Source organism: Lagierella massiliensis (assembly GCF_001407835.1).
GTDB classification, from domain to species: domain Bacteria; phylum Bacillota; class Clostridia; order Tissierellales; family Peptoniphilaceae; genus Mediannikoviicoccus; species Mediannikoviicoccus massiliensis.
Genome location: NZ_CYUO01000004.1, coordinates 311623 through 332608, shown reverse-complemented (window position 1 = coordinate 332608; position 20986 = coordinate 311623). Strand labels below are relative to the sequence as shown.

Annotated in this window: 19 protein-coding genes; 3 read left to right on the top strand and 16 right to left on the bottom strand. The window is 33.5% G+C overall.

The window, feature by feature from the left end:
• Positions 1-86 precede the first annotated feature (86 nt).
• The 3 genes from BN2746_RS01560 (at position 87) to BN2746_RS09215 (ending at position 3099) form a co-directional block, all read left to right on the top strand.
• Positions 87-2105: a cell wall-binding repeat-containing protein gene (locus tag BN2746_RS01560; RefSeq protein ID WP_055078114.1), complete on the top strand. Its 2019-nt coding sequence runs from the start codon at positions 87-89 to the stop codon at positions 2103-2105.
• Between the two features lie 128 nt (positions 2106-2233).
• Entirely contained in the window at positions 2234-2929 is a 696-nt protein-coding gene (locus BN2746_RS01555) for a hypothetical protein (protein WP_055078113.1), read from the top strand.
• A 38-nt stretch (positions 2930-2967) separates the two neighbouring features.
• Complete coding sequence (locus tag BN2746_RS09215) at positions 2968-3099, top strand: hypothetical protein (protein WP_268908800.1); 132 nt, start codon at positions 2968-2970, stop codon at positions 3097-3099.
• Between the two features lie 36 nt (positions 3100-3135).
• Here BN2746_RS09215 and BN2746_RS01550 read toward each other — a convergent pair whose 3' ends face one another.
• From BN2746_RS01550 to BN2746_RS01475, 16 genes are all read right to left on the bottom strand, one after another.
• A complete protein-coding gene (locus BN2746_RS01550; protein WP_055078112.1) occupies positions 3136-4446 on the bottom strand; it encodes an MFS transporter in 1311 nt (436 codons plus the stop codon).
• Between the two features lie 8 nt (positions 4447-4454).
• Positions 4455-4817 carry a hypothetical protein gene (locus tag BN2746_RS01545; RefSeq protein WP_055078111.1) on the bottom strand — a complete coding sequence of 121 codons (363 nt, stop codon included), beginning with the start codon at positions 4815-4817 and terminating at the stop codon, positions 4455-4457.
• Positions 4807-6450: a rhodanese-like domain-containing protein gene (locus BN2746_RS01540; RefSeq protein WP_055078110.1), complete on the bottom strand. Its 1644-nt coding sequence runs from the start codon at positions 6448-6450 to the stop codon at positions 4807-4809. Before BN2746_RS01540 ends, BN2746_RS01545 begins: the two co-directional genes overlap by 11 nt.
• Before the next feature lie 197 nt (positions 6451-6647).
• A complete protein-coding gene (gene purH / locus BN2746_RS01535) occupies positions 6648-8162 on the bottom strand; it encodes a bifunctional phosphoribosylaminoimidazolecarboxamide formyltransferase/IMP cyclohydrolase (protein ID WP_055078109.1) in 1515 nt (504 codons plus the stop codon).
• A complete protein-coding gene (gene purN / locus BN2746_RS01530; RefSeq protein ID WP_317133677.1) occupies positions 8150-8764 on the bottom strand; it encodes a phosphoribosylglycinamide formyltransferase in 615 nt (204 codons plus the stop codon). Before purN ends, purH begins: the two co-directional genes overlap by 13 nt.
• Positions 8754-9776, bottom strand: a complete 1023-nt coding sequence (purM, locus tag BN2746_RS01525) for a phosphoribosylformylglycinamidine cyclo-ligase (protein WP_055078107.1) — start codon at positions 9774-9776, stop codon at positions 8754-8756. The genes purN and purM overlap by 11 nt, the downstream gene beginning before the upstream one ends.
• Positions 9777-9784: 8 nt before the next feature.
• Positions 9785-11062: an amidophosphoribosyltransferase gene (locus tag BN2746_RS01520; protein WP_055078106.1), complete on the bottom strand. Its 1278-nt coding sequence runs from the start codon at positions 11060-11062 to the stop codon at positions 9785-9787.
• 1 nt (position 11063) lies between these two features.
• Positions 11064-11540, bottom strand: coding sequence for a 5-(carboxyamino)imidazole ribonucleotide mutase (gene purE / locus BN2746_RS01515; RefSeq protein WP_055078105.1), 477 nt, complete (start codon positions 11538-11540; stop codon positions 11064-11066).
• Positions 11541-11708: 168 nt separating this feature from the next.
• The gene (locus BN2746_RS01510; RefSeq protein WP_055078104.1) at positions 11709-12395 is read right to left on the bottom strand and encodes a phosphoribosylaminoimidazolesuccinocarboxamide synthase; all 687 of its coding nucleotides are present in this window, start codon (positions 12393-12395) and stop codon (positions 11709-11711) included.
• 317 nt (positions 12396-12712) lie between these two features.
• A complete protein-coding gene (guaB, locus tag BN2746_RS01505; RefSeq protein WP_055078103.1) occupies positions 12713-14173 on the bottom strand; it encodes an IMP dehydrogenase in 1461 nt (486 codons plus the stop codon).
• Positions 14174-14249: 76 nt separating this feature from the next.
• Positions 14250-14873 carry a GntR family transcriptional regulator gene (locus tag BN2746_RS01500; protein WP_055078102.1) on the bottom strand — a complete coding sequence of 208 codons (624 nt, stop codon included), beginning with the start codon at positions 14871-14873 and terminating at the stop codon, positions 14250-14252.
• A gap of 71 nt (positions 14874-14944) precedes the next feature.
• Positions 14945-16219: an L-cysteine desulfidase family protein gene (locus BN2746_RS01495; RefSeq protein WP_055078101.1), complete on the bottom strand. Its 1275-nt coding sequence runs from the start codon at positions 16217-16219 to the stop codon at positions 14945-14947.
• A 366-nt stretch (positions 16220-16585) separates the two neighbouring features.
• The gene (locus BN2746_RS01490; RefSeq protein WP_077064897.1) at positions 16586-17863 is read right to left on the bottom strand and encodes a YkvI family membrane protein; all 1278 of its coding nucleotides are present in this window, start codon (positions 17861-17863) and stop codon (positions 16586-16588) included.
• 478 nt (positions 17864-18341) lie between these two features.
• Positions 18342-19904, bottom strand: a complete 1563-nt coding sequence (locus BN2746_RS01485) for a cell wall-binding repeat-containing protein (protein ID WP_055078100.1) — start codon at positions 19902-19904, stop codon at positions 18342-18344.
• Between the two features lie 183 nt (positions 19905-20087).
• On the bottom strand, positions 20088-20642 hold the full coding sequence (locus tag BN2746_RS01480; RefSeq protein WP_055078099.1) for a C39 family peptidase: 555 nt from the start codon (positions 20640-20642) through the stop codon (positions 20088-20090).
• The gene (locus BN2746_RS01475) at positions 20642-20902 is read right to left on the bottom strand and encodes a helix-turn-helix transcriptional regulator (RefSeq protein ID WP_055078098.1); all 261 of its coding nucleotides are present in this window, start codon (positions 20900-20902) and stop codon (positions 20642-20644) included. Before BN2746_RS01475 ends, BN2746_RS01480 begins: the two co-directional genes overlap by 1 nt.
• Positions 20903-20986: the final 84 nt, after the last annotated feature.

Below are 20986 nucleotides of genomic sequence, written 5' to 3'. Positions count from 1 at the left end.
TTTGGGCTATATTTTTTCAATTTGTTTCATCTAAGTTTCTATTTTAGTGTATAATAGTATTAAAGTACAAGAAGGAGGAAATTCAAATGAATAAAAAATTTTTAGCTGTACTTTTAGCAGGATCAATGTTAATTCCTGCAGGAAAATTAAATGCATCACAAAATTTACAGGTAGAGAGAATCTACGGTACAAACAGATATGAAACAGCTACTAAGATTTCAGAAAAATACTATGATAAATCTAAAGCAGTTGTAGTTGCAAGTGGCGAAGTTTTTCCTGATGCCCTTGTTGGAAGTACATTAACTATTCAAGAAAAATGGCCATTACTTTTAACCGGTTCTAAAAAACTTGATGAACATACCAAGAAAGAACTTGAGAGAATAAAACCTGAAAAGGTATATATTCTTGGTGGAGATTCAACAGTATCAGTTGACGTTGAGAGGGAAATTTCAAAATCCTACCCTGTTGAAAGAATTTCAGGAACAAATAGATATAAAACTTCTGAAAAACTTGGACAAGTCAGATACAAATTACTTGGTAAAGAAATTGCAAAAGAAAATATCACAAACTATGTAGCTGATGGGGAAAAATATCCTGACGCACTTGCTGCAGGTCCACTTGCAGGAAGAAATAAAGAAAATAAATTTAATTTATTAAACCTTGCTCCTTCTACTAAGGGATTTGACAACGCCGTAATAATCGGTGGAAAAGATTCTGTAGAAGGTAAAGAAAAGAGAATAAGCGGTTCAAACAGGTATCTAACTTCCCTTGAAGTTGCAAAAGAATATAAAAAAGAATTTGGTGGACTTGACACTGTAATCATCGCAAGTGGTGAAGATTATCCAGATGCACTTTCAGCATCATCAGTTGCAGCAAAACTTAACGCACCTATCGTTCTTGCTACAAAAGATGGAATCAATGAAAAAGTGCTTTCATTTGTAAAGGAAAATGCTAAAAAAATTGTAATTGTAGGTGGAGACAGCTCAATTGCAGAAGATAATCTTGTTAATATTATGTATGGAAAGAACTCACTTTTCTCCTACACAGTAAACAAAATGCCTAAAGACTTAAAAGACGTAAGCAAGAGACACGCTCTAACAGGCAACGAAAAATTAGATATTATTAACTTGTTTAACGAAGGAAATAATCTATCCGAATTAACAAGAGTTATAACTAAAGAACAAGCCCTTAAAGTCCTTGGACTTGAAGCAGGAGAATATGACGAAGCTATTTTAAAGGCAGTAGCTGCATACAAATTAGGTTCTAACGTTGAAGCTGAAACTTTAAGAGAATTCATTAAGGGAAATGAATTAAAACCTGTTATAGATAAAATGCTTAAAGGCCTTGTAGCAAATAACAATATTAAAGCTATGAAGTCTGGAGATATCTCAAATCCATACGTTGCATTTGAACTTGGAAAAGAATATGACAAGGCAAAAGTTTTAACAAATAACGACGCTTTTAGAGCAGGTGTTGAACTTATAACAAAAAACGAAGCTACAGGATTTAACATAATCTCAAAAGAATATGCAAACAACTTCGACAAGAGCAAGACTTTTGTTTATAGTCAAGACTCAATAGACAATGTAAATCAACTTTTAGCCATCCTAAGAATGGAAGGAATAAAAGGTAAAGTCGCAATAGAGCCAAAATCTTCAGCATATGAATATAGAAAAGAATGGGGAGAACCAGCTCCAGCAACTGAAAAATATGAAGTTGTTAAGGTAAAAGATGGCAAAATGGTAGCAAACTCCATAGAATTTAATATCTATATCGAATTTGAAAACAAAGAAGATATGCAAAAGCTTGATAAACTTGTAATTGCAAATACAATGAAGACAAAAGACATGCCTAATGGCGAAAATAGAATTGCAGACTCATGGTGGGTTCCACTATATAGCACAACTGCAGAAATGGGTGAAGGTTACGGAAACTTAATTGACAATAAAATTGTAAAAGATGACCTAATCCTTCACACATTTACCCTTGAAAAAGATTCAGCAAAAGTTATAAAGACTTTGAACGAATTCCTAAAAGTTAATACTGCAGTCGCTGAAAAAATATGGGTAAACAATCCATTTATCGATTACATCAAAGGCGAATAATAAGTTAGTTTTACTGAATTTTAATTGAGGAAATTTCCTTAGATTTAATCGGCATGAAGATTATCTTTGTGCCGATTTTGTTTAACTAATAATTCTAAAGTATTACATAAAATAAATCAGGAGGAGCTATGAAAAAAAATATTTTAATTTTAATTGCGATCATGATGATTTTTGTTGCTTGCAATAAGACAAATGAAAATGTTGCTTCAAAAAATAAAAATGAGTCTTTAAATGTGACCTCTGAAAAAAATCCTGATAAAGAAAAAGCTATAGACGCCTATCCTGCAATGGTTAAAGTTAGGGGAGTTATCTATGTAGACACAGGTTATCAAAATGCTATGGTCACATGTGGGACTCCAGATGGACAAATAAAAACTACTGTCGATGGAACAGAGAAGCCTAAAGAGGATGATGAATCTAATTTCGGCAAAGGCTATAGCTACCAAACTTTGGATGAGCAATATGTAAATGTCCAAATTGACAATAAATGGATTTTATTTAAAAATATTAATATAGACAATGAAAGCGATAAAATTCCTGAATGGGTTGCTCATTTTACAGCAAAGGTTATAAAGACAGAAGAAGATTCACTTTTGGTTGAAGCAACCGATATTGATGATAGATTTTATTTTAAAAAACTAATGACAAAGCCCATTTCCCTATCAATTGAAAACTTAGATAATGGGAAGGATGGCAAGGTCAGCACAGAGGACCTTGAAAGAAAAAGTGTTGAAGTCTATTTTGGTGGAGAAATTAAAAATACTGAAATAGAAAATTCTGCTCCGATTGAGCTGGAGAAAATTTATAAGATTAGTGTAAAATAATACTATAAATTGACTTTTATTAATGGAGAGGATTTAATATGAAGAACCTTAAACAGGGTAGTTATATCAAAATAATACTTGATGAAGCAGATAAATATGCTACAAAAAATTCTACTCGTTTGAAAATAGATGAAGTGGTAAAGGAGCTTAAGAGAAGTTTAATGAATTAAAATTTAAAACAGACTGACAATCCGCCAGTCTGTTTTTTAGTGCATACACACTTTAATATCCTCTTTTGTTTTTTCTTCCATTTTCTTAGATTCTTTATTTCTTAGATGTCTAATCCATATATAGATTAAAATACTTTCAATTCCAATGATTGCTGTTAAAACGTAAAATATATATTTGTATCCTACAATTCCTGGATTTTTATCAATTATATTTCCTGCAGTTATTGAAACGAACATCTCTGGAATAGCACCTACTGTAGAAATCAATCCTGCTGCCGTCCCAGAATATTCAACAGGGATATCACTTTGACTAATCATTGTCCAAGACATTGCATAGTTCATATTGAAAAATACCAATATCAAAACATATAGTATAGCAACCATCCATATGAATTTTGGATTTATTGGAACAAGTATAAAGATGATTTGTAATGCAAAAATAAAAATATATGCAGATAACATCAACTTACCTGTACCTATTTTATCTGCCAAGTATCCTCCAGATATATTACCTCCTATTGACCCAAATCTACGAAGTAGTCCCATTGTTGCACCAAAGGCAACTGAGGCTCCAAGTATTTGTGTTGTGTAAGGTATATAGTAATATACTGCTAAACAAAATATATGGTTAAAGAAGGATACTAAGCAAATTATCCAAGTTGCAGGATTTTTTAATAGCTCTGAAATACCTTTGAAACTTACACTTCCTGTTGCAAGTACCATCTTATCATCTTTTATAAAATAATGAGCACAAACTGCCATAATTATATTTGTAATAGAATAGAATAAAATTACATATTTCATTGCAAGTAATTTATTATCCATCCCCGATACACCTATTCTAAAAAGTATCAAGGCTATCAGCGCTATTATACTTGCAGCAATATTTCTTCCACCTTCAAAAAAGCCATAAGTCTTTCCTTCATTTGTTTCATCAGAAACTACCCTGATAGCTTTAACGCATGCTGGCCAAAATGCAAAAGTAGTAGAAATACCCCAAACTGCATATATTACAAGTAGTCCTTTGAATCCTAAAGGTAGTAGATGTAAAAATCCGCCAATTCCTGTAACTAACAAAGAAATAACTATAATTTTTTTAACATTTAAACCATCAGCTATTACTCCTCCAAACAAATAGGATATTATTCCAAAGAATCCTATTATGGATCCGAACACACCCATTTGAGTATTGGTTAAGTTATATGTTTTTAAATAGACATCATAGTACTCAAATCTAAAGAAGGGCAGTCCAGAAATAACGGCAACTCCAAATGCAAGCAGTATTATAAGCCCAAAATTTTCCTTCAAGTCGCCTTTTATGCCTATCTTATCAAGAAAGTTACCCATATAAATACCTACTTTTCATTTATTGATTCTATCTGATAAGTTTGACCTTTATCATATGTTTTTGAGAAGATAGTGAAATCATTGTAAAAAAATCTGCCTGCATAAACTCCTCTTTCACAGCCTTCACTACTCATCTCAAAATTAGACCAGTCTCCAAGTTTTTCTTTAACTTCATCTTGAGTTAAAGTTTCTCCTATCAGTTTTTGTGCATCTGCTTTTGCTTTTGCTTCTGATACTGTTTCTTCTGTATTGGTACTATTCTTCTTAGCTTCATTTTCACTATTTAGAGTAGAAGTTGTAATATAATAAAATGATCCTGCTATGAAAACAGCAAAAACAAGAAATACTACTAAAATTTTTTTATTTTTCATCTACTTTGTCACCTAAAATATTTACATCGTCTCTAACGTCATTACCATTTTCATCTAATACTGTGTCTAAATATTTATCATAATGAACTTTTTTGCCATTATGATCTATAAATTCATTTCCTAAATTAGACCATGGAATCCATCCATTACCCCATTGCTTAATTGTGTTTATATCATTTGATTGACAGAAGTAGGATATGTGAGCAGCACCCCAGCTATCACCACAGAAAAATGCAATAGTTTGAGATGGATCTAATCCATATTCAGTCATATGTGAAAGAAGTTCTTCTTTTGTTCTTGGTGTGTTATCAACATTGTCAAAGTATTGGCCTTCATCTTTATCACCTTGAGGACACCAAATTGATCCATCAATTCTTCCTGACAAATCATGATAGCTATATCCTGAATATTCTCCATCCCATTCATCTTTTCCTCTATTGTCGGCAACTTGACCAGGAGTTTCTCCAGCTAAAATTGATTTTATAGTATCCATCCAAAGTATTTCATCTGGATTTGCAATATTATCTGCTCCAAAACTTTCTACTGAATTTGGAATTACTAAAGTTTCTTTAGCAGTGTCTAATTCATATCCATTGTATTTCCACGCAGTTAAAGCCCCAGACATAGCATATACCTTAACACCTAAACTTCTTAACATAAATCCTAATCTCGCTTGAGGTGTTGTTCCTGCACCTGATACTATTACAATTGAATCTTTCGTTATTCCATATTGAGGGCAAACTGTATCTCGGAATTCTTCAAGAGAAATTAATCTCCATTCTTTTGCATAATCAGATCTTTTTTCAGGAACATATACCCTTGGCCTTTCATATGAATCTGTGTTTATATGCACGGAACCAGGTACATGACCAACTGTAAAGTATGTTGAAGCTTCTGCATTTCCCCAACCTACATCTACAAGCACAACTTTATCTATATTATCTCCAATAATTTCTTTAGCTTCTGCTGATAATTCATTTGACTTTTCAGTCTTAACATCAGAAATATTTTTAACTATTTCAGTTGGCAAAAACATATCATGATTTTCATAAGATACTAAATCTTTTCCTTCATCAATAATTTCTTTTGCAGAAAATACTTTTACATTAGATATTCCTTCATCATTTAAGTATTTTGCAACATGTGCAGCTTGTTCTCCAGAATAGTCATATACTATAACATTTTTATCTTTGTTAATTCCTTGACTTTCTAAAGCTCTTTTTAAGTACGCTTCTCTTGGTGCTTCTGCAGAGTATTCACAGTCCAACCACCTGGATGAAAATAATTTTGCATTTTTTAAGTGTCCACCATTTTTTGCACCTTCTAAAGCCCATCCTGAATAATTTTCTTGTGGTCTTGCATCTACCAATACAGTATCTCCATCAGGTTTTTCCATAGCAGCTTTTACATCATCAAGACTTGCCATTTCAAAATCACTCATCTTTGCATCATTCTTGTAAGATTTTGATACTTCCTTTTCCTCCTCTTTTTCTTGTGCTTCTTGTGTAGAATTTGTTTCTTCTACTTTAGAACCAGTTTCTTCTGATTGATTATTTTCTTTAGGTTTACATCCTGTAAAAGCAGTTAAAATCATTGCAAATACTAAAACCAAAGATAATATCTTCTTATTCATTTAAATCTCCTTTCTAAAATACATTATTATTCTGAGTTTTAAAAATTTAAAACTCAAAAATCATTATAACTCTAAGAAATTTATTCTTCAAGGTTTATGATTAATCTTAACTTATTTAAATTAAACCTTTTAATTTATATCTTTAGAATAAATGAGACAAAAAAATCAGCATAGGAATATTCCTATGCTGGTTATTTTTAATGTCTAAAATGTCTTGTGTGGGTAAATACAATTGCCATATCATGTTCATTGGCATATTCTATTACATCTTTATCTTTTACTGATCCACCTGGTTGGATAATTGCAGTGATTCCCTTTTCGTGAAGTAGTTCCATTGTGTCCACAAAGAAAAATCCATCTGACGCAAACACTGCTCCCTTTACTTTTTCTCCTGCTCGATCTAAAGCTTCTTCAACAGCCCACGCCCTCATGGTTTCTCCTTGACCAATTCCCAAAGTCTGTCCGTCCTTTGCAACTACAACTCCGTTTGATGCGACGCTCTTTGCGCATTTCCATGCAAATTCAAGTTGTTTTAATTCTTCTTCGCTTGGTTTTCTGTTTGTTACAAAGTCAAGTTCAGAAGCGTACAATATGTCGTCTACATCTTGAACTAAAATCCCATTTAAAACTTGTTTTATTTGCTTGTCATCAAGTTTAACTTCGTTCATGTTGGAGATTTCTATTAATCTAATATTTTTCTTTCCTTCAAGAATTTCGATTGCTTCCTTTGAGAAGGATGGCGCTGCAACAACTTCCAAAAATATTTCTGACATCTTTTGGGCAGTTTCTTTGTCCACTTCTCTATTTAGTACAATTATGCCACCAAAGATTGAAACTGAATCACATTCGTATGCCTTTGTGTAGGCTTCATAAATATTTTCTCCAACTCCAATGCCACATGGGTTTGTATGTTTAACTGCAACGACACATGGTTCTTCAAATACTTTATTCGCTTTGAACGCCCCTGTTAAGTCATTTAGATTATTATATGAAAGCTCTTTTCCATGAAGCTGTTTTAATTCCAACTTTCCAAATGGTGTTGAGTCTTCGTAGTAAGCAGCCTTTTGATGTGGATTTTCTCCATATCTAAGCTCTTGAACGAGTTCGTATGACTTGTTTAGTTTTTCAGGAAACTCTTCTTCTGCCTTAGTGTTGAAGTAGTCAGCAATTAAACTGTCGTAGGTGGCAGTTAATTGAAATGCCTCTTTTGCAAGTTTCATTCTAAAATCTTCGTCATCTGTCTTATCTTTTAATCTCTTTATAACTTCGTTGTACTGGCTCTTATCTGTAACTATTAAACAGTGTTTATAATTCTTTGCACAGGCACGAATCATGGACGGACCACCAATGTCGATATTTTCAATTGTGTCTTCGTGGCTGGATCTTTTTGCAACCACTTCTTTGAAAGGATATAGACTATTTACCACCATGTCGATGGACTCTATGCCCTGTTCCTTCAATGTCTTAACGTCTTCTTCGTTGTCTCTTCTAAATAAAATCCCTCCGTGGATAAATGGATGTAGTGTCTTTACTCTACCTCCAAGTATTTCGGGAAAGTTTGTAACGGAAGAAACTTCTTTTACTTCTATTCCAGCTTCTTTTAATTTTTTGAAGCTACCTCCTGTGGAGATAATATCCCATCCTAAATCTTCCAGTTCCTTTGCAAATTCAATTATATTTTCTTTGTCATAAACAGAAATTAATGCTCGCATTTTTTCTCCTTTATATATACCTTATGTCCTCTTACTTCCAGTCTGTCTTCACAAAAATATTTACAACTCTTTACAAGTAGTGGGTGCTCTTGTTCAAGAATTCTCTTAGCCAAGGTCTTGTAGTCATCGCCTTGCACTACTTCAACAACCTTTTGGAAAATTATTGGTCCTCCATCTGCAATTTCGTTTACAAAATGGGTTGTGCATCCTGAAACTTTTACACCTCTTTCAATGGCAGCCCTATGTACATGTTCGCCATAGAAGCCCTCTCCACAAAATGAAGGGATTAGTGAAGGGTGTATGTTTATAATCTTGTTTTCAAATTGCCTTATAAATGAAGTTGGAAGAATTTTTAAATATCCTGCCAGAACTATTAAGTCAATTTTTTCTTGTTCAAGTAGATTTTTTATTTTTTCAAAATCCCTTTCCACAACTGCTTTAATATTATTTTCTTCAGCCCTTTTTAACACATATGCCTTAGGGTTGTCGGAAATAATTATCCTAACAACCCCAGCAATTTCATTTTGTTTACAAGCATCCATGACGGCTTGGGCATTGGAGCCTGATCCCGATGCAAGTATTGCAATATTTTTAGTACTCAAGGCCAACTTCCCTATGGCCCTCTTCTACAGTTCCAAGTTCTATAAGTTCTTCATCTGCGTTTTCAAAGAATGTCTTAACTTTTTCACTGTCTTTAGCGTCCACTGCAAAGACAAATCCTATTCCCATGTTGAATGTGTTATACATCTCTTCCCTTTCGATATTTCCCTTTTCTTCAATTAGTTTAAATATTTCAGGAATTTCAAAGTCCTTAAGATTTATTTTTGCCTTTGTGTCTTCAGGTAACATTCTTGGAACATTTTCGTAAAGTCCTCCACCTGTTATGTGACACATTCCCTTAACTTCAACTTCTTCCATTAATGAAAGCATTGACTTAACATATATTCTTGTTGGAACTAAAAGAGCTTCTCCAAGAGTGGTGTCACCAAACTTGTCACTATATTTTAGCCCTGCAGTCTCTACAACTTTTCTTACAAGGGAGAATCCATTTGAATGAACTCCTGAGGACTTAAGTCCAAATAAAATATTTCCTGTCTTTATGCTGCTACCTGTAATAATTTTATCCTTATCTACAATTCCGACTGCAAAGCCTGCAAGGTCGTAGTCATCCACTTCATATACTCCTGGCATTTCAGCAGTCTCTCCGCCAATTAGCGCACAGCCTGCCTTGTAACAACCATCTGAAACTCCTTCAACGATTTGTGCCATCTTCTCTGGTATTACCTTTCCTGTTCCAATGTAGTCAAGGAAAAATAGTGGTTTTGCACCTTGGCAAAGCACGTCATTAACACACATGGCAACACAGTCTTGACCAATTGTGTTATTTATTCCAAGTTCCCTTGCAATAAGTACCTTTGTACCAACTCCATCAGTTCCTGAAACTAATACTGGATTTTTGTAGTTAAATGAGCCAATGTCATAAAGACCTGCAAAGCCGCCTAAATCTGTTAGCACGTTTTTATCATGGGTTTTCTTTACCATATCCTTGATAAGGTTCACAGTTTCATAACCGGCTTCTTTATCTACGCCAGCTTTTTTGTAATCAATTGACATAATTCCTCCTATTTATTTTCCTCAAGGGGGTTATACCCGCCAAAATATTTTTCATAAAAGTTTCTATTTCCACAGGCTTCTCTAATGCCTTCAATTGACAAAAATCTCAAAGAGTCACATCCAAGCATCTCTTCCATCTCCTCAATTGTATTATTTGCTGCTATGAGGTCGCTCTTGTCGGGAATGTCGATACTTAGGTTTTCGTTTTCGATTACTGGTGGTGATGAAATTCTTATATGAATTGACTTTGCTCCTGCTTTTTTAAGAATGTCCACAGTTCTCTTTATAGTTGTTCCTCTAACTATTGAGTCGTCCACCAAAATCACATTTTTTCCACGAATGTTCTGTTTAATCGCAGAAAGTTTTAGATGTACAGAAAAGTTTCTCATATCCGCAGATGGATTTATAAAAGTTCTCCCAATATATCTATTTCTTACGATTCCCTTTTGATATGGAATCCCAGATTCTTTTGAATATCCAAGAGCAGCAATCATACCTGAATCTGGTGCTCCAATTACGATATCTGCATATACAGGATGTTCCTTTGCAAGGGTAGTTCCCATGTTATACCTTGCCTTATATACTGAAAGTTCATCAATGTAAGAATCGTCTCTTGCAATATAAACAAGTTCAAAAAGACATAGGGCATGATCTTTTTCCTTTGCAAAGTGAGATGATTCTCCATATTGATCCACGATGTAGATTTCTCCCGGTCTTAAAGGGTGAACATTTTGTGCATTTATGGTGTCAATTGCACAAGTTTCAGATGCAACTACAATAAAATCTTCAGTCTTTCCAATTGAAAGTGGTTTTATTCCATAGACATCTCTAAATGCAATCATCTTTTCATTATCCATATAAATAACAGAGTAAGCTCCTTCTAAACTTGAAATATATTTTGAAAGACCTTTTTCTCTATTTTTAAGCTTAGTTACAAGTTCCCTCATCTCGAAGTCTTCATTGATTATCTTTCCATCTATAATAATCATGGCTTCGCCGTCTATGTCGTAGATTAATGGCATTGTCTTTGAATTTACATCGTCATCTTTAAAAGCGTATTTACAATGGGCAAGACCCTTATTTCCACTAATACTTGATACATTTTCATCTGTTATATTGTCTGAGATTAGCCCCTTGCCTTTTATTTCATTTATATTTCCATCTTTAAATAGACTTATTCCCATCTCAGCTTGTCCCCTGTGTTGTAGGGCGTGTAATCCATAATATAGATGAGGAAAGACATTTAGTTTCCCATCTCTGCTATATACTCCAATTAATCCTGACATATTAACCCTCGAATGTGTATTTACTATCTAATATTTTTTGTTCCATATCTGCTTTATAGTCTTCCAATTTTTTTGAAAGCTTTTCATCAGATAGGCTTAGTATCCTTGCTGCAAGAACTGCTGCATTTTGTCCACCGTTTATTGCAACGGTAGCTACGGGAACTCCCTTAGGCATTTGAACTGTTGATAAAAGCGCGTCAAGACCTTCAAGTGCTGTTGACTTTGCTGGAACTCCAATTACAGGTCTTGTAGTTGAACCTGCCATAACCCCAGCAAGGTGTGCGGCCATACCTGCAATGCCAATGTACACGCCAGTTTCTTCTTTTGTTTCGTCCATGTACTTAACAAGTTCTCCAAGAGCTCTATGAGCTGAGATAACTCTAACTTCATAATCTATTTCAAATTCTTTTAATGTCTTTACAACTTTATCTGCAATTTCCTTGTCAGATAATGAACCCATTATTACTGTTACTTTCATTTATTCCTCCATGTTTATTTGAATTGTTTTCGCTTTGTCCATTAAAAATAAAAAATAGCCCAAACAGGAAGGTAGAAACCTCCCGTCCAGGCTTTTGTCCTTTCGGTAAGCCCTAAGGCATTGTACCGCTCGGTCCTGTGCATAGCCCGGATCAATAGGTACTCTATCTTATTTAATATCTAAATATTTTGAAAGTTCAAGTGGTTCAATATATGTGTCGCCTTTATAAGCTCTCATGTTTCCACCTGAAACTTCATCTATCAATACAATTTCATCAGTTCCATCAACCATACCGTATTCAAGTTTTATATCGTATAGTTCAAGTCCGTGCTTTGCTAATTCTTCTTTGATAATATTTGAAATTTTTACATTTAACGCTACAATTTCTTCATATTGCTCAGCTGTTAAAATATTTAACATAACAAGGGCATCTTTTGTGATTAGAGGGTCTTCTCTTTGATCGTCTTTTAATGTGATTTCAGTGTAGGCGTCAAGCTTTTGTCCTTCTTCAGCATATTTACCATATCTTCTGATAAAAGAACCCACTGCTACAAATCTGGTTATAACTTCAAGTCCATCCCCAAATAATTTTCCCTTTTTGATGTCCATTGTTCCTTCATCTAAATTTGCAGAAATATAGTGAGTCTTGATTCCCTTTTCCTTTAATAATTCAAAGAAATATTTTGAAACTTTTAAGCTTTCAAGTCCAGCACCTTCTTTAGAACCTGCAACCATGTTGCCACCAGTATCAAAAGATCCATCAGCTGTTCCTGTCATAGTGTCTTTGAATTTAAAGTAGCATCTTCCTTCTTCTTGTACAAAATCTTTTGTCTTTCCTTCTCTAATGTTTGCCATTTTTATCACCTTTCTCATTGAAATAAAACGAGCCCAGAAGGGTAGGTTAAGCGAAACCTACCCCTCTGGGCTTTTCTCCCTCAGGTGTGTACCCTATGTAAGGGCATCGTACCGCTTGGTCCTGTGCAATAGCCCGGATCCCTAGGTACACTTTCGCTCACAAAATTAAAAAATTTCATGAACTCGTTACGGATACATAGTATCAAGTTTATTTATTATCGTCAAGGATTTTTTTATTTTTTTACAGTTCTTTTACGTGGTTTTATTTACAGTTAAAAGAAAAATCCAAAGGAATTTCCCTTGGATTTTAATTTTTTTTATTTTAAAAAGATTGAATAATTTGGTGACTCTTTTGTAATAGAGATGTCATGTGGATGGTTTTCAATTAATGAAGCTGAACTTATCTTTACAAAGTGAGCTCTTTCTTTAACTGTTGGAATATCTTTAGCACCAATGTAACCCATACCTGCTCTAAGTCCTCCAACTAATTGATAAACAACATCTTCAACTTTACCTTTGAATGGAACTCTACCTTCAACTCCTTCTGGAACAAATTTCTTTGAACCTGTTTGGAAGTATCTGTCTTCTGAACCTGATTTCATTGCTCCTATAGAACCCATTCCTCTATATTCTTTGTATCTTCTTCCTTCATAAAGAACTTCTTCTCCTGGAGCTTCTGAAGTTCCAGCAAATAGTGAACCTGCCATTATAACGTCAGCACCTGCTGCAATTGCCTTTATAATATCTCCAGAGTACTTAATACCACCGTCTGCAATAATTGGCACTCCAAATTCTTCGGCAGCTTTAGCAGCTTCCATAATAGCTGTGATTTGAGGAACACCTATACCAGTAACTACTCTTGTTGTACAAATTGATCCAGGTCCTATACCAATTTTAACACAGTCAGCACCAGCTTCTATAAGCGCCTTTGTCGCTTCATATGTGGCAACATTACCTGCAATAACTTGGATTTCTGGATAAGCTTCTTTTATCTTCTTAACTGCTTTAATAACTCCTGCTGAGTGACCATGAGCAGTGTCAATTGTAATAACATCTACTTTTGCACTTACTAATGCACTCACTCTATCCATCATATCTTCTGTAATACCTACTGCAGCACCAACAAGTAGTCTGCCGTTTGAATCTCTTGCAGAGTTTGGATATTGGATGGATTTTTCAATGTCTTTGATTGTGATAAGTCCTGATAGTTTAAACTCATCGTCTACGATAGGAAGCTTTTCAATTCTTGCATTCTTCATCTTTTCTAAGGCATCGTCCATTGAAATATGTTCCTTGCCAGTAATAAGTTCTTCTCTTGGTGTCATGACATTTTTAATTTCCTGTTCATGATCTTCTTCAAATCTAACGTCTCTATTTGTTAAAATCCCAACAAGTGTCATGTCTTCATCTACAATTGGGACTCCAGAAATTCTATAATTTGCCATTACATCAAGGGCTTCTTGTATACTGTTTGTAGGAGATAAATAGAATGGATCAGTTATGATACCATGTTCTGATCTTTTAACTCTATCAACTTCCTTGGCTTGTTCTTCAATAGTCATATTCTTGTGTATAACACCAATGCCACCTTGTCTTGCCATTGCAATCGCCATTCGTGACTCTGTTACAGTGTCCATGCCTGCACTCATTAGTGGAATATTTAATTTAATCTTCTTTGTTAAATTAGTTTTTAAATCGGTTTCGTGGGGAAGAACATGAGATTCTCTTGGTACAAGTAATACATCATCAAATGTTAAACCCTCTCCTACAAATTTCATAATGCGCCTCCTATAGTTTTAAATTTTTAATAGTAATGTAACAACTTTTCTTTTTTTTGTCAACAACCTACGGCTATTAACCCTTCATAAAATATTCTATATCTTTTCGAAGTTCTAAAACCGCTTTTTTCCTGTCCCTACTCTTTAAATAACTTAAAAATTCACTATGCTGATGACTGTAGATGTCAAAGACCTCTCTCCTCCAATTATTCCAGTAATACTGAGAAAAAACAAGCATTTGTTTTTGAAAGGCATTTTCCAAAATCTCATAAAAGTACTCATCGTGATAAAAAGAAGCTAAAGTTAAATGAAAATCCATATTAGTATTCCAATAGGAAACTGGATCTTCTCTACAAGCTTCTTCTAAATGTTTCCTATGTAGACTTTCCAGCTTTGAGATATCCTCATCAGTAATCCTATCCCAATTCTCTTCAAGGTAAGTTGGTTCCAAAAATTTTCTGAGTTTTAAAATTCCATCAAGATATTCCTTGGAATAACTCACCATCACATAGCCAAGTCTTGGTATGCTCCTAAGTACACCTTCATTACAAAGTTCAATAAGGGCGTCTCTAACAGGAGCCTTACTTATATTGTACTTCAGCATCAAATTTTTTTCATTTAAAATATCATCTCGACTATACTTTCCAGAAACAATATCCAGTTTTATAGAATTATATACCTTTTGTCTTAATGTTGTCATTTTTTCCCTTCGCTTAAGTTAATAAAATAGGATTTGGTAACTATTATATACCAAATCCCAAAAAATTTTAATTAATTTTCTTCAAGCATGATTTCAAGAATTTTATCGTCAGTATCCTTCATGCCTTCACTCGCCATTTTCCCAATGTTTTTTACAGTGGTATCGCAATTATTTCCTACAATTCCATCCATATATTCAAACTCTATTCCCCTCTTTGCCATTTCAAGGGCAAGTAGACCATTGTCCAGTGCCACTGCAATCTTTGAAGCGCATGACGCCTTTGCACCGTCGCATACAATTCCTCCAGAAGTTGCAAGGGCATTTGTAAGAATGGATTCAATTTTTTCTTCGTCAAGTCCAATTAAATATCCTATTGCACAAGCTGCAGCTGATCCTGCAGACACAGCTCCACAAAATGCAGAAAGTTTTCCAATATAATATTTTTGATAAATTGCAATAAGATTTGAAACCATAAGTCCACGGTAAAGTCTTTCCTTTGAAATATTTTCCTTTTCACAAAACACAATTACAGGCACAGAGGTAGTTATGCCTTGGTTACCTGAACCAGAATTTATAACCACAGGAAGAGAACAACCTCCCATTCTTGCATCAGAAGCAGAACAGGTCATAGATTTTATCTCATCTTCAACACTCCCTTTAGAAGTTTGCTTTATAATTTGACCAATCATTGCACCATATTCTTCCCTAAGACCACGCTTTGCAATTTCCATATTGGATTTAATCTGTAGGTCAAGTCTTTCAATTAGTTCAGGAATATCTTCAAAATTAACATTATCTGCAAAGTCTATTATGCTCTTAACAGATAAAAATGATCTGTCTTCTACTTCACTAATATTTTTGTCGTTGTCCTTTTCAAACACAACTTCATCATTCACTTTTATAAATGTAAAATTGTCGTGGCTGTCTTCAATAACAACAGTTACTTCTTCATTTGCCGTTACAGCCTCTATTCTTATATATAACATGTTTGGAACTTCTGCCACATGTGTCTTTATAATTTTATTTTCAATTAATTCCTTTGCCTTTTCAATATCTTCGTTGGAAATATCTTCTAAAACCCTTAAATTTTTTGAAGCATCTCCTCCAACAATCCCTAAGGATACTGCAGTTAATATTCCCTTCATACCTTGAGAGTTAGGTACTAACACAGACCATGCATTTTTAATAATATTTTTAGAGCAATAAACTTCTATGTCCATAGGCTTTGAACTTAAATATTCCCTAACCTTAGCTCCACAAAGTGCAATAGCAATAGGCTCAGTGCAACCAAGTGCCTGCTTTAACTCATCAAGCAAAACTTTTTCAAAATCCTTATAAGAAACCATAATTACCTCCTGCTGATATTATTATTAATCATATCAGCAAAGCGACGATATTTCAAGGGCTTAAGTATATTGGTTTTAGTTGTATCCATTAAAAAATAATCTTTGCTATTTTGTCGAAATAAATAGAAAAATAAATGCAGCTTAGAGGTGATTTTCCATAGGAGAAATTTACAAAACGTAAAAAAACAGAGACAAATATTTCTAAATGTCTCTGATATAAAGTCCAACTTTGTGCGGGCACCTTGTAACACAGCCCATTTTTGTGTTGTACTATAATTAGCGTTTATTATATTTCGCATTTTATAATTGTTCTTACCCGTAGTTTTATTATGGCAAAATAACTCTCGTTATAAATATATTGATGATTTAATCATTAATATTATCTATATGTTTATCTATAGCTTGTCCAACATTTTCTTTAAAGTCATCATCTTCAGCAATAGATTTGTTTTTAAGCTTTTCTAATTCTTTAGAATCTTTTTGTGAAAAATCTTGACCCGGATCTTTTTTAGCAAATATGAGATCATAAATTCTATTTCTTATCTCTGCTTCTTTTTCAATCTTTGATTTATTTTTAATCCAACCTAAAAATATAACAAGTATCAATACTATTCCCATATACCCAATTATAGGGTACATGATAGCTATAAGTTTCTTAAATCCTGCAAATGAAAGTCCATATCCTGTAAGTGTAAGGATGGTTAAAGTTAAATTAAATTTCTTTTTATCATCGCCTGAAATTCTTCTCGCTAAAGCATAATATAATGAAATACCTGTATTGAAAATCATTCCATATATTACTATGGACATAAAAGTTCCTAGTATCGGGTGAATGTTTGTGATAATAGCTTGCATTGGTAAATCTGAATTTATAATATATGGAAGATTTGCATATAAAGTAAATGTTGCAACAGTAGTTATAAAACCTACTATAAAACCTCCAACTATACCTGCTGTTTTGGAAACTTTGTTATTAAATTCTTCCCCACCCAATACAAAAGCCATAGATACACCTGTCATCATACACATAGAAAAATAATTTAAACTTGATAATGCTACATTGTCAATAGCCCTGCTTAAAGTTTTGGTCATTTCAGTAGATGTTTTTAAATCTACATCAGCCCAAAATATTGTATAAATGGTGCCCATAATAATAAAAATTATTATAAATGGTGTAAAAGACCCTATTACAGCTGATACTTTTTCAAAATCAAATTGACTTACTATCAAAATAAGTACTACACATATTAAAGCCCCTATCCAGCTAGGTATACCAAACTGTTGATTTAAATTTGATCCCGCTCCTGCTATCATTACAAAACCTATAACAAAGCAGGTAATCATAAGCGCTATATCCAATAATTTTACAATTATAGGATGAGTCATTTGTTCTAAAACTTCACTATGTTTACTAGCTAAGAAATATGATCCCATTGATAATATAATGTAACCGAATACTACATGTAAAAGTCCCGTAACCACCACTGCTATAAGCCCTGGAACACCAAATCCTACAAAGTATTGTAAAAGTTCTTGTCCTGAAGCAAGTCCAGCTCCAGTCAAAACTCCCACATACGCAAAAGCCATGATAATAGCTCTTTTTATTCTATCTTTTCTAATATTTGTTCTTAGTTGTTCAGTCATGTCTCCCCACTTCTTTTTTATTAACATCTATCAATAATAGCAGAACACTTGTATTAATGCAAATATAGATAGTAAGCAGCAAAAGAAAATATTGAGCACAATATTGGAAATACTATTATAATATATTTAATTCCAGCTTTTTCTTTTATTTATAATCCTATTCTTTCTTTATATCAACTACAATTAAGACCTATCAATAAAGACTTTATGAAATTGACTCTGTTATTATCATCTTTTCGCCAAGATTTTAAAGTCATATAAATTATGGAAAGTACTTCAAACATATAGCCTAAAAAGTTATACCACCCCATATAAGTCCTCCGAAAAATGGAAATTGATATGGAACAAATCCTTTACTTATGAAAAAATCATTAATATAATGATAAATATCTGTAAGTATAACTGCTAAAAGTTCCAGAGAAAATCCTGCTAAAGCTCCTGAAATAAAAAGAGCAGCGTTACACTACTCTTTTATTCTTTATTCAAAATAAATTCCTTCAATTTCAATTGGCCCATTCTTTTTAAGTTCAATTATTTCATCATCGGTATATGAACTAAATATTTGAACACCTACCATCATAAACATAACTTGATTTTTGCTGTAAAAAGGTTCTACCCCTTTACCAGTTTCATTTACTTGAACTCCAAGGGACATTGTCTTAAAACTTTCCCTTAGCATATTGGCTTTATGACCTGGTGAATTATACCACAAATCAAAAAGAACTTTCGCTATTTTTTCTGGACTGTTAAAATCAGTTGAAAATCCACCATACAATTTACCTTTATAGAAACTCAAAGGATAGATTAACATATTTTCTCCATGGGCGATACCTTCATTAAATGCAGTAATCCATTTACTACCATCAGGTCTTGCATGAGGAACTCCTTTTACAGTTATATTTCCATACTCTGCCATTTCAGAAGCACGTATCATGGTCTCTTTCCTATTTATTTCAGAGATTTCAAGAGGAGCCACTCCATTTTCTGCCCTAAGATTATTTACAAGCTTAACCATCTCTTTTTCTATTTCTCGTAAGTCAATGTACTCGTCATTATTAAACGCTTCCTTAAATTCAGAAGCATCAATGTTATAAACAGCTTTAAGCTCTTCAATAACTCCATTAGAAACAGATGAAGTTCCACCTATAACAATGGCCTTTTCAACTTTGTTCTCTTTTATAAACTTTCCTACTTCTTCTGGTAGTTTGTTGTTTCTAACTAAAAGTATTGGTGCGTTTTCTGCTTTTGAAACGATTGATGATGATAGTGCATCTGGGTAGTCTTCTCCTGATGCAATTACAACTTTCTTTATTCCTCCATTTACTTCAGCAAATTTCTTTGCTATGTCTACTGATGTTTTGTATCTATCGCTTCCTGAAAATCTCTTTTCCACTGCTCCGCTATATCTTACTGTGGAGGTTCCTCCAAAGATATATTTTGGGCTGTTTGCTTTTTCTACTGGTATTAATTCAAGCTTCATTGCTCTTGCAAGGGGTCCTGCTGATAGGGCATCTGGATAGTTGAATGCATTGTAGATTGCTTCGCCTTCAAGTGTGCTATTTTCTTTTCTCAGTTCGTTTACTTTGATTGCTGTTTCTATTCTATCTTTTCCTGCAATTCTTTGGCTATTTGGTATTGTGTTAAGTTGTGATGTTGATACTGATGAATTTCCTCCTAAGACATATGTCTTTGTTGGATTAATTCTTTTTATTTCTGCTTTTACTGCTGCTGGTGTTTCTTTTTCTGATGTTAATAGTATCGGTGCGTCTATTTCTCCTGATAGTGGGGAACCTGATAGTGCGTCTGCGTAGTTTTCTCCTGATGCTACTAAGATTTTTCCTCCCACTGTGGCATAGTCTCTTGAAATTTTTGCTGATGTTTCGTATCTATTCTTTCCAGAGATTCTGTCTACTTTTAGTTCTCTAACTTTTTTTGTCCCTTTTAATTCTTCTGCAAAGCTTGTTGTTGCCATTCCAATTGTGGAACCTGCAATTGCCACTGATAGTGTTAGTGCCACTGTCTGTTTGATTAGTTTTTTCATAGCTTCCTCCGTAAATGTTTTCCTAAAGCTTAACTCATACCAAATTTCAAAAATATATTTCTTATTATTATATCATATAGGCGTATAAATAGCTTGGTCTTAGTATGCAAATAAAAAATAACACCTATAAGATTTTTTGGTTTTTCTTATAAGTGTTATATCCTTTTACAACAATTATTTTATTTAGAAAGGATTAAATAACATTGTTGATCCTATTATTCTCTTTTCTAAAAGCACTTCTTCGTAACCTCTCCATCCATAATGGCAAATGTATTTGTCACCTTTCTTTCCATAGATGGTTACTGCATGAAATATATATTTATTTTTTTTGCTCTCGTCTTTAATATATCCGAAGGCTATTACTGGGAATCCTCTTAGTAAACTCTTTTCTATGCCAGTACTAAATAAATTGAAACTAGCTCTTCCCTTCAGTCCATATTTTCTAAGGTAGTTATTTGTGGCATGGCTAATACTTCTTGCCCAACTCCTATCAAATTTAGAATAGTTTCTCAGTTCATCTTGTAATGTATTTCCATCCAATTTTAACTGGGAATCCTTTAAAAATTTTTCTGGGATGTAACCTCCACACCTCTTCTCCCAATAATTAAGAAGTATACATGCTGCGGTATAACCACATGTTCCGTTAATATTTTTAGGGTATTTACAATATTTTATAATTTCGTGGTCAGGTATGTAGAAGCTCCCTTTGGAGCCTAAACCTTTTTTTGAAGTTGTCATTAGCGACTTTGTTCCTTATTTTTACGTCCACGCTTATTCTTAGAGCATGGACATTGATATTTTCCAGTGCCATCAAGATCAAAAACTTCATATAGGCACTTATCTAATGCCTGTGAAATCATCATCGCAAGCTTCAGATTTGGGATAGTTTTTTCGTTTTCAATCTTGTTTATACTCACTCTTGAAACGCCTACTTTTTTTCCCAATCTGTGTTGTGAAAGTCCTAAAGGTTTTCTAAATTCTTCGATTCTATTCTTCATAATTACCACTACCTTTATTTTTTATGTTATTTTATAACTACCCAATTTTGATATCATTACACTTATTTTACGTAATTTTCTATA

What these genes read in the sequence shown, in the direction of transcription:
- BN2746_RS01485 (WP_055078100.1), bottom strand. Translation starts at nt 19,904, where the DNA reads ATGAAAAAACTAATCAAACAGACAGTGGCACTAACACTATCAGTGGCA.
- BN2746_RS01475 (WP_055078098.1), bottom strand. Translation starts at nt 20,902, where the DNA reads ATGAAGAATAGAATCGAAGAATTTAGAAAACCTTTAGGACTTTCACAA.
- BN2746_RS01550 (WP_055078112.1), bottom strand. Translation starts at nt 4,446, where the DNA reads ATGGGTAACTTTCTTGATAAGATAGGCATAAAAGGCGACTTGAAGGAA.
- BN2746_RS01480 (WP_055078099.1), bottom strand. Translation starts at nt 20,642, where the DNA reads ATGACAACTTCAAAAAAAGGTTTAGGCTCCAAAGGGAGCTTCTACATA.
- BN2746_RS09215 (WP_268908800.1), top strand. Translation starts at nt 2,968, where the DNA reads ATGAAGAACCTTAAACAGGGTAGTTATATCAAAATAATACTTGATGAA.
- purM (WP_055078107.1), bottom strand. Translation starts at nt 9,776, where the DNA reads ATGTCAATTGATTACAAAAAAGCTGGCGTAGATAAAGAAGCCGGTTAT.
- BN2746_RS01495 (WP_055078101.1), bottom strand. Translation starts at nt 16,219, where the DNA reads ATGGTTTCTTATAAGGATTTTGAAAAAGTTTTGCTTGATGAGTTAAAG.
- guaB (WP_055078103.1), bottom strand. Translation starts at nt 14,173, where the DNA reads ATGAAATTTGTAGGAGAGGGTTTAACATTTGATGATGTATTACTTGTA.
- purH (WP_055078109.1), bottom strand. Translation starts at nt 8,162, where the DNA reads ATGCGAGCATTAATTTCTGTTTATGACAAAGAAAATATAATTGAATTT.
- BN2746_RS01520 (WP_055078106.1), bottom strand. Translation starts at nt 11,062, where the DNA reads ATGTCAGGATTAATTGGAGTATATAGCAGAGATGGGAAACTAAATGTC.
- BN2746_RS01540 (WP_055078110.1), bottom strand. Translation starts at nt 6,450, where the DNA reads ATGAATAAGAAGATATTATCTTTGGTTTTAGTATTTGCAATGATTTTA.
- BN2746_RS01555 (WP_055078113.1), top strand. Translation starts at nt 2,234, where the DNA reads ATGAAAAAAAATATTTTAATTTTAATTGCGATCATGATGATTTTTGTT.
- BN2746_RS01500 (WP_055078102.1), bottom strand. Translation starts at nt 14,873, where the DNA reads ATGACAACATTAAGACAAAAGGTATATAATTCTATAAAACTGGATATT.
- BN2746_RS01490 (WP_077064897.1), bottom strand. Translation starts at nt 17,863, where the DNA reads ATGACTGAACAACTAAGAACAAATATTAGAAAAGATAGAATAAAAAGA.
- BN2746_RS01560 (WP_055078114.1), top strand. Translation starts at nt 87, where the DNA reads ATGAATAAAAAATTTTTAGCTGTACTTTTAGCAGGATCAATGTTAATT.
- BN2746_RS01510 (WP_055078104.1), bottom strand. Translation starts at nt 12,395, where the DNA reads ATGGCAAACATTAGAGAAGGAAAGACAAAAGATTTTGTACAAGAAGAA.
- purE (WP_055078105.1), bottom strand. Translation starts at nt 11,540, where the DNA reads ATGAAAGTAACAGTAATAATGGGTTCATTATCTGACAAGGAAATTGCA.
- BN2746_RS01545 (WP_055078111.1), bottom strand. Translation starts at nt 4,817, where the DNA reads ATGAAAAATAAAAAAATTTTAGTAGTATTTCTTGTTTTTGCTGTTTTC.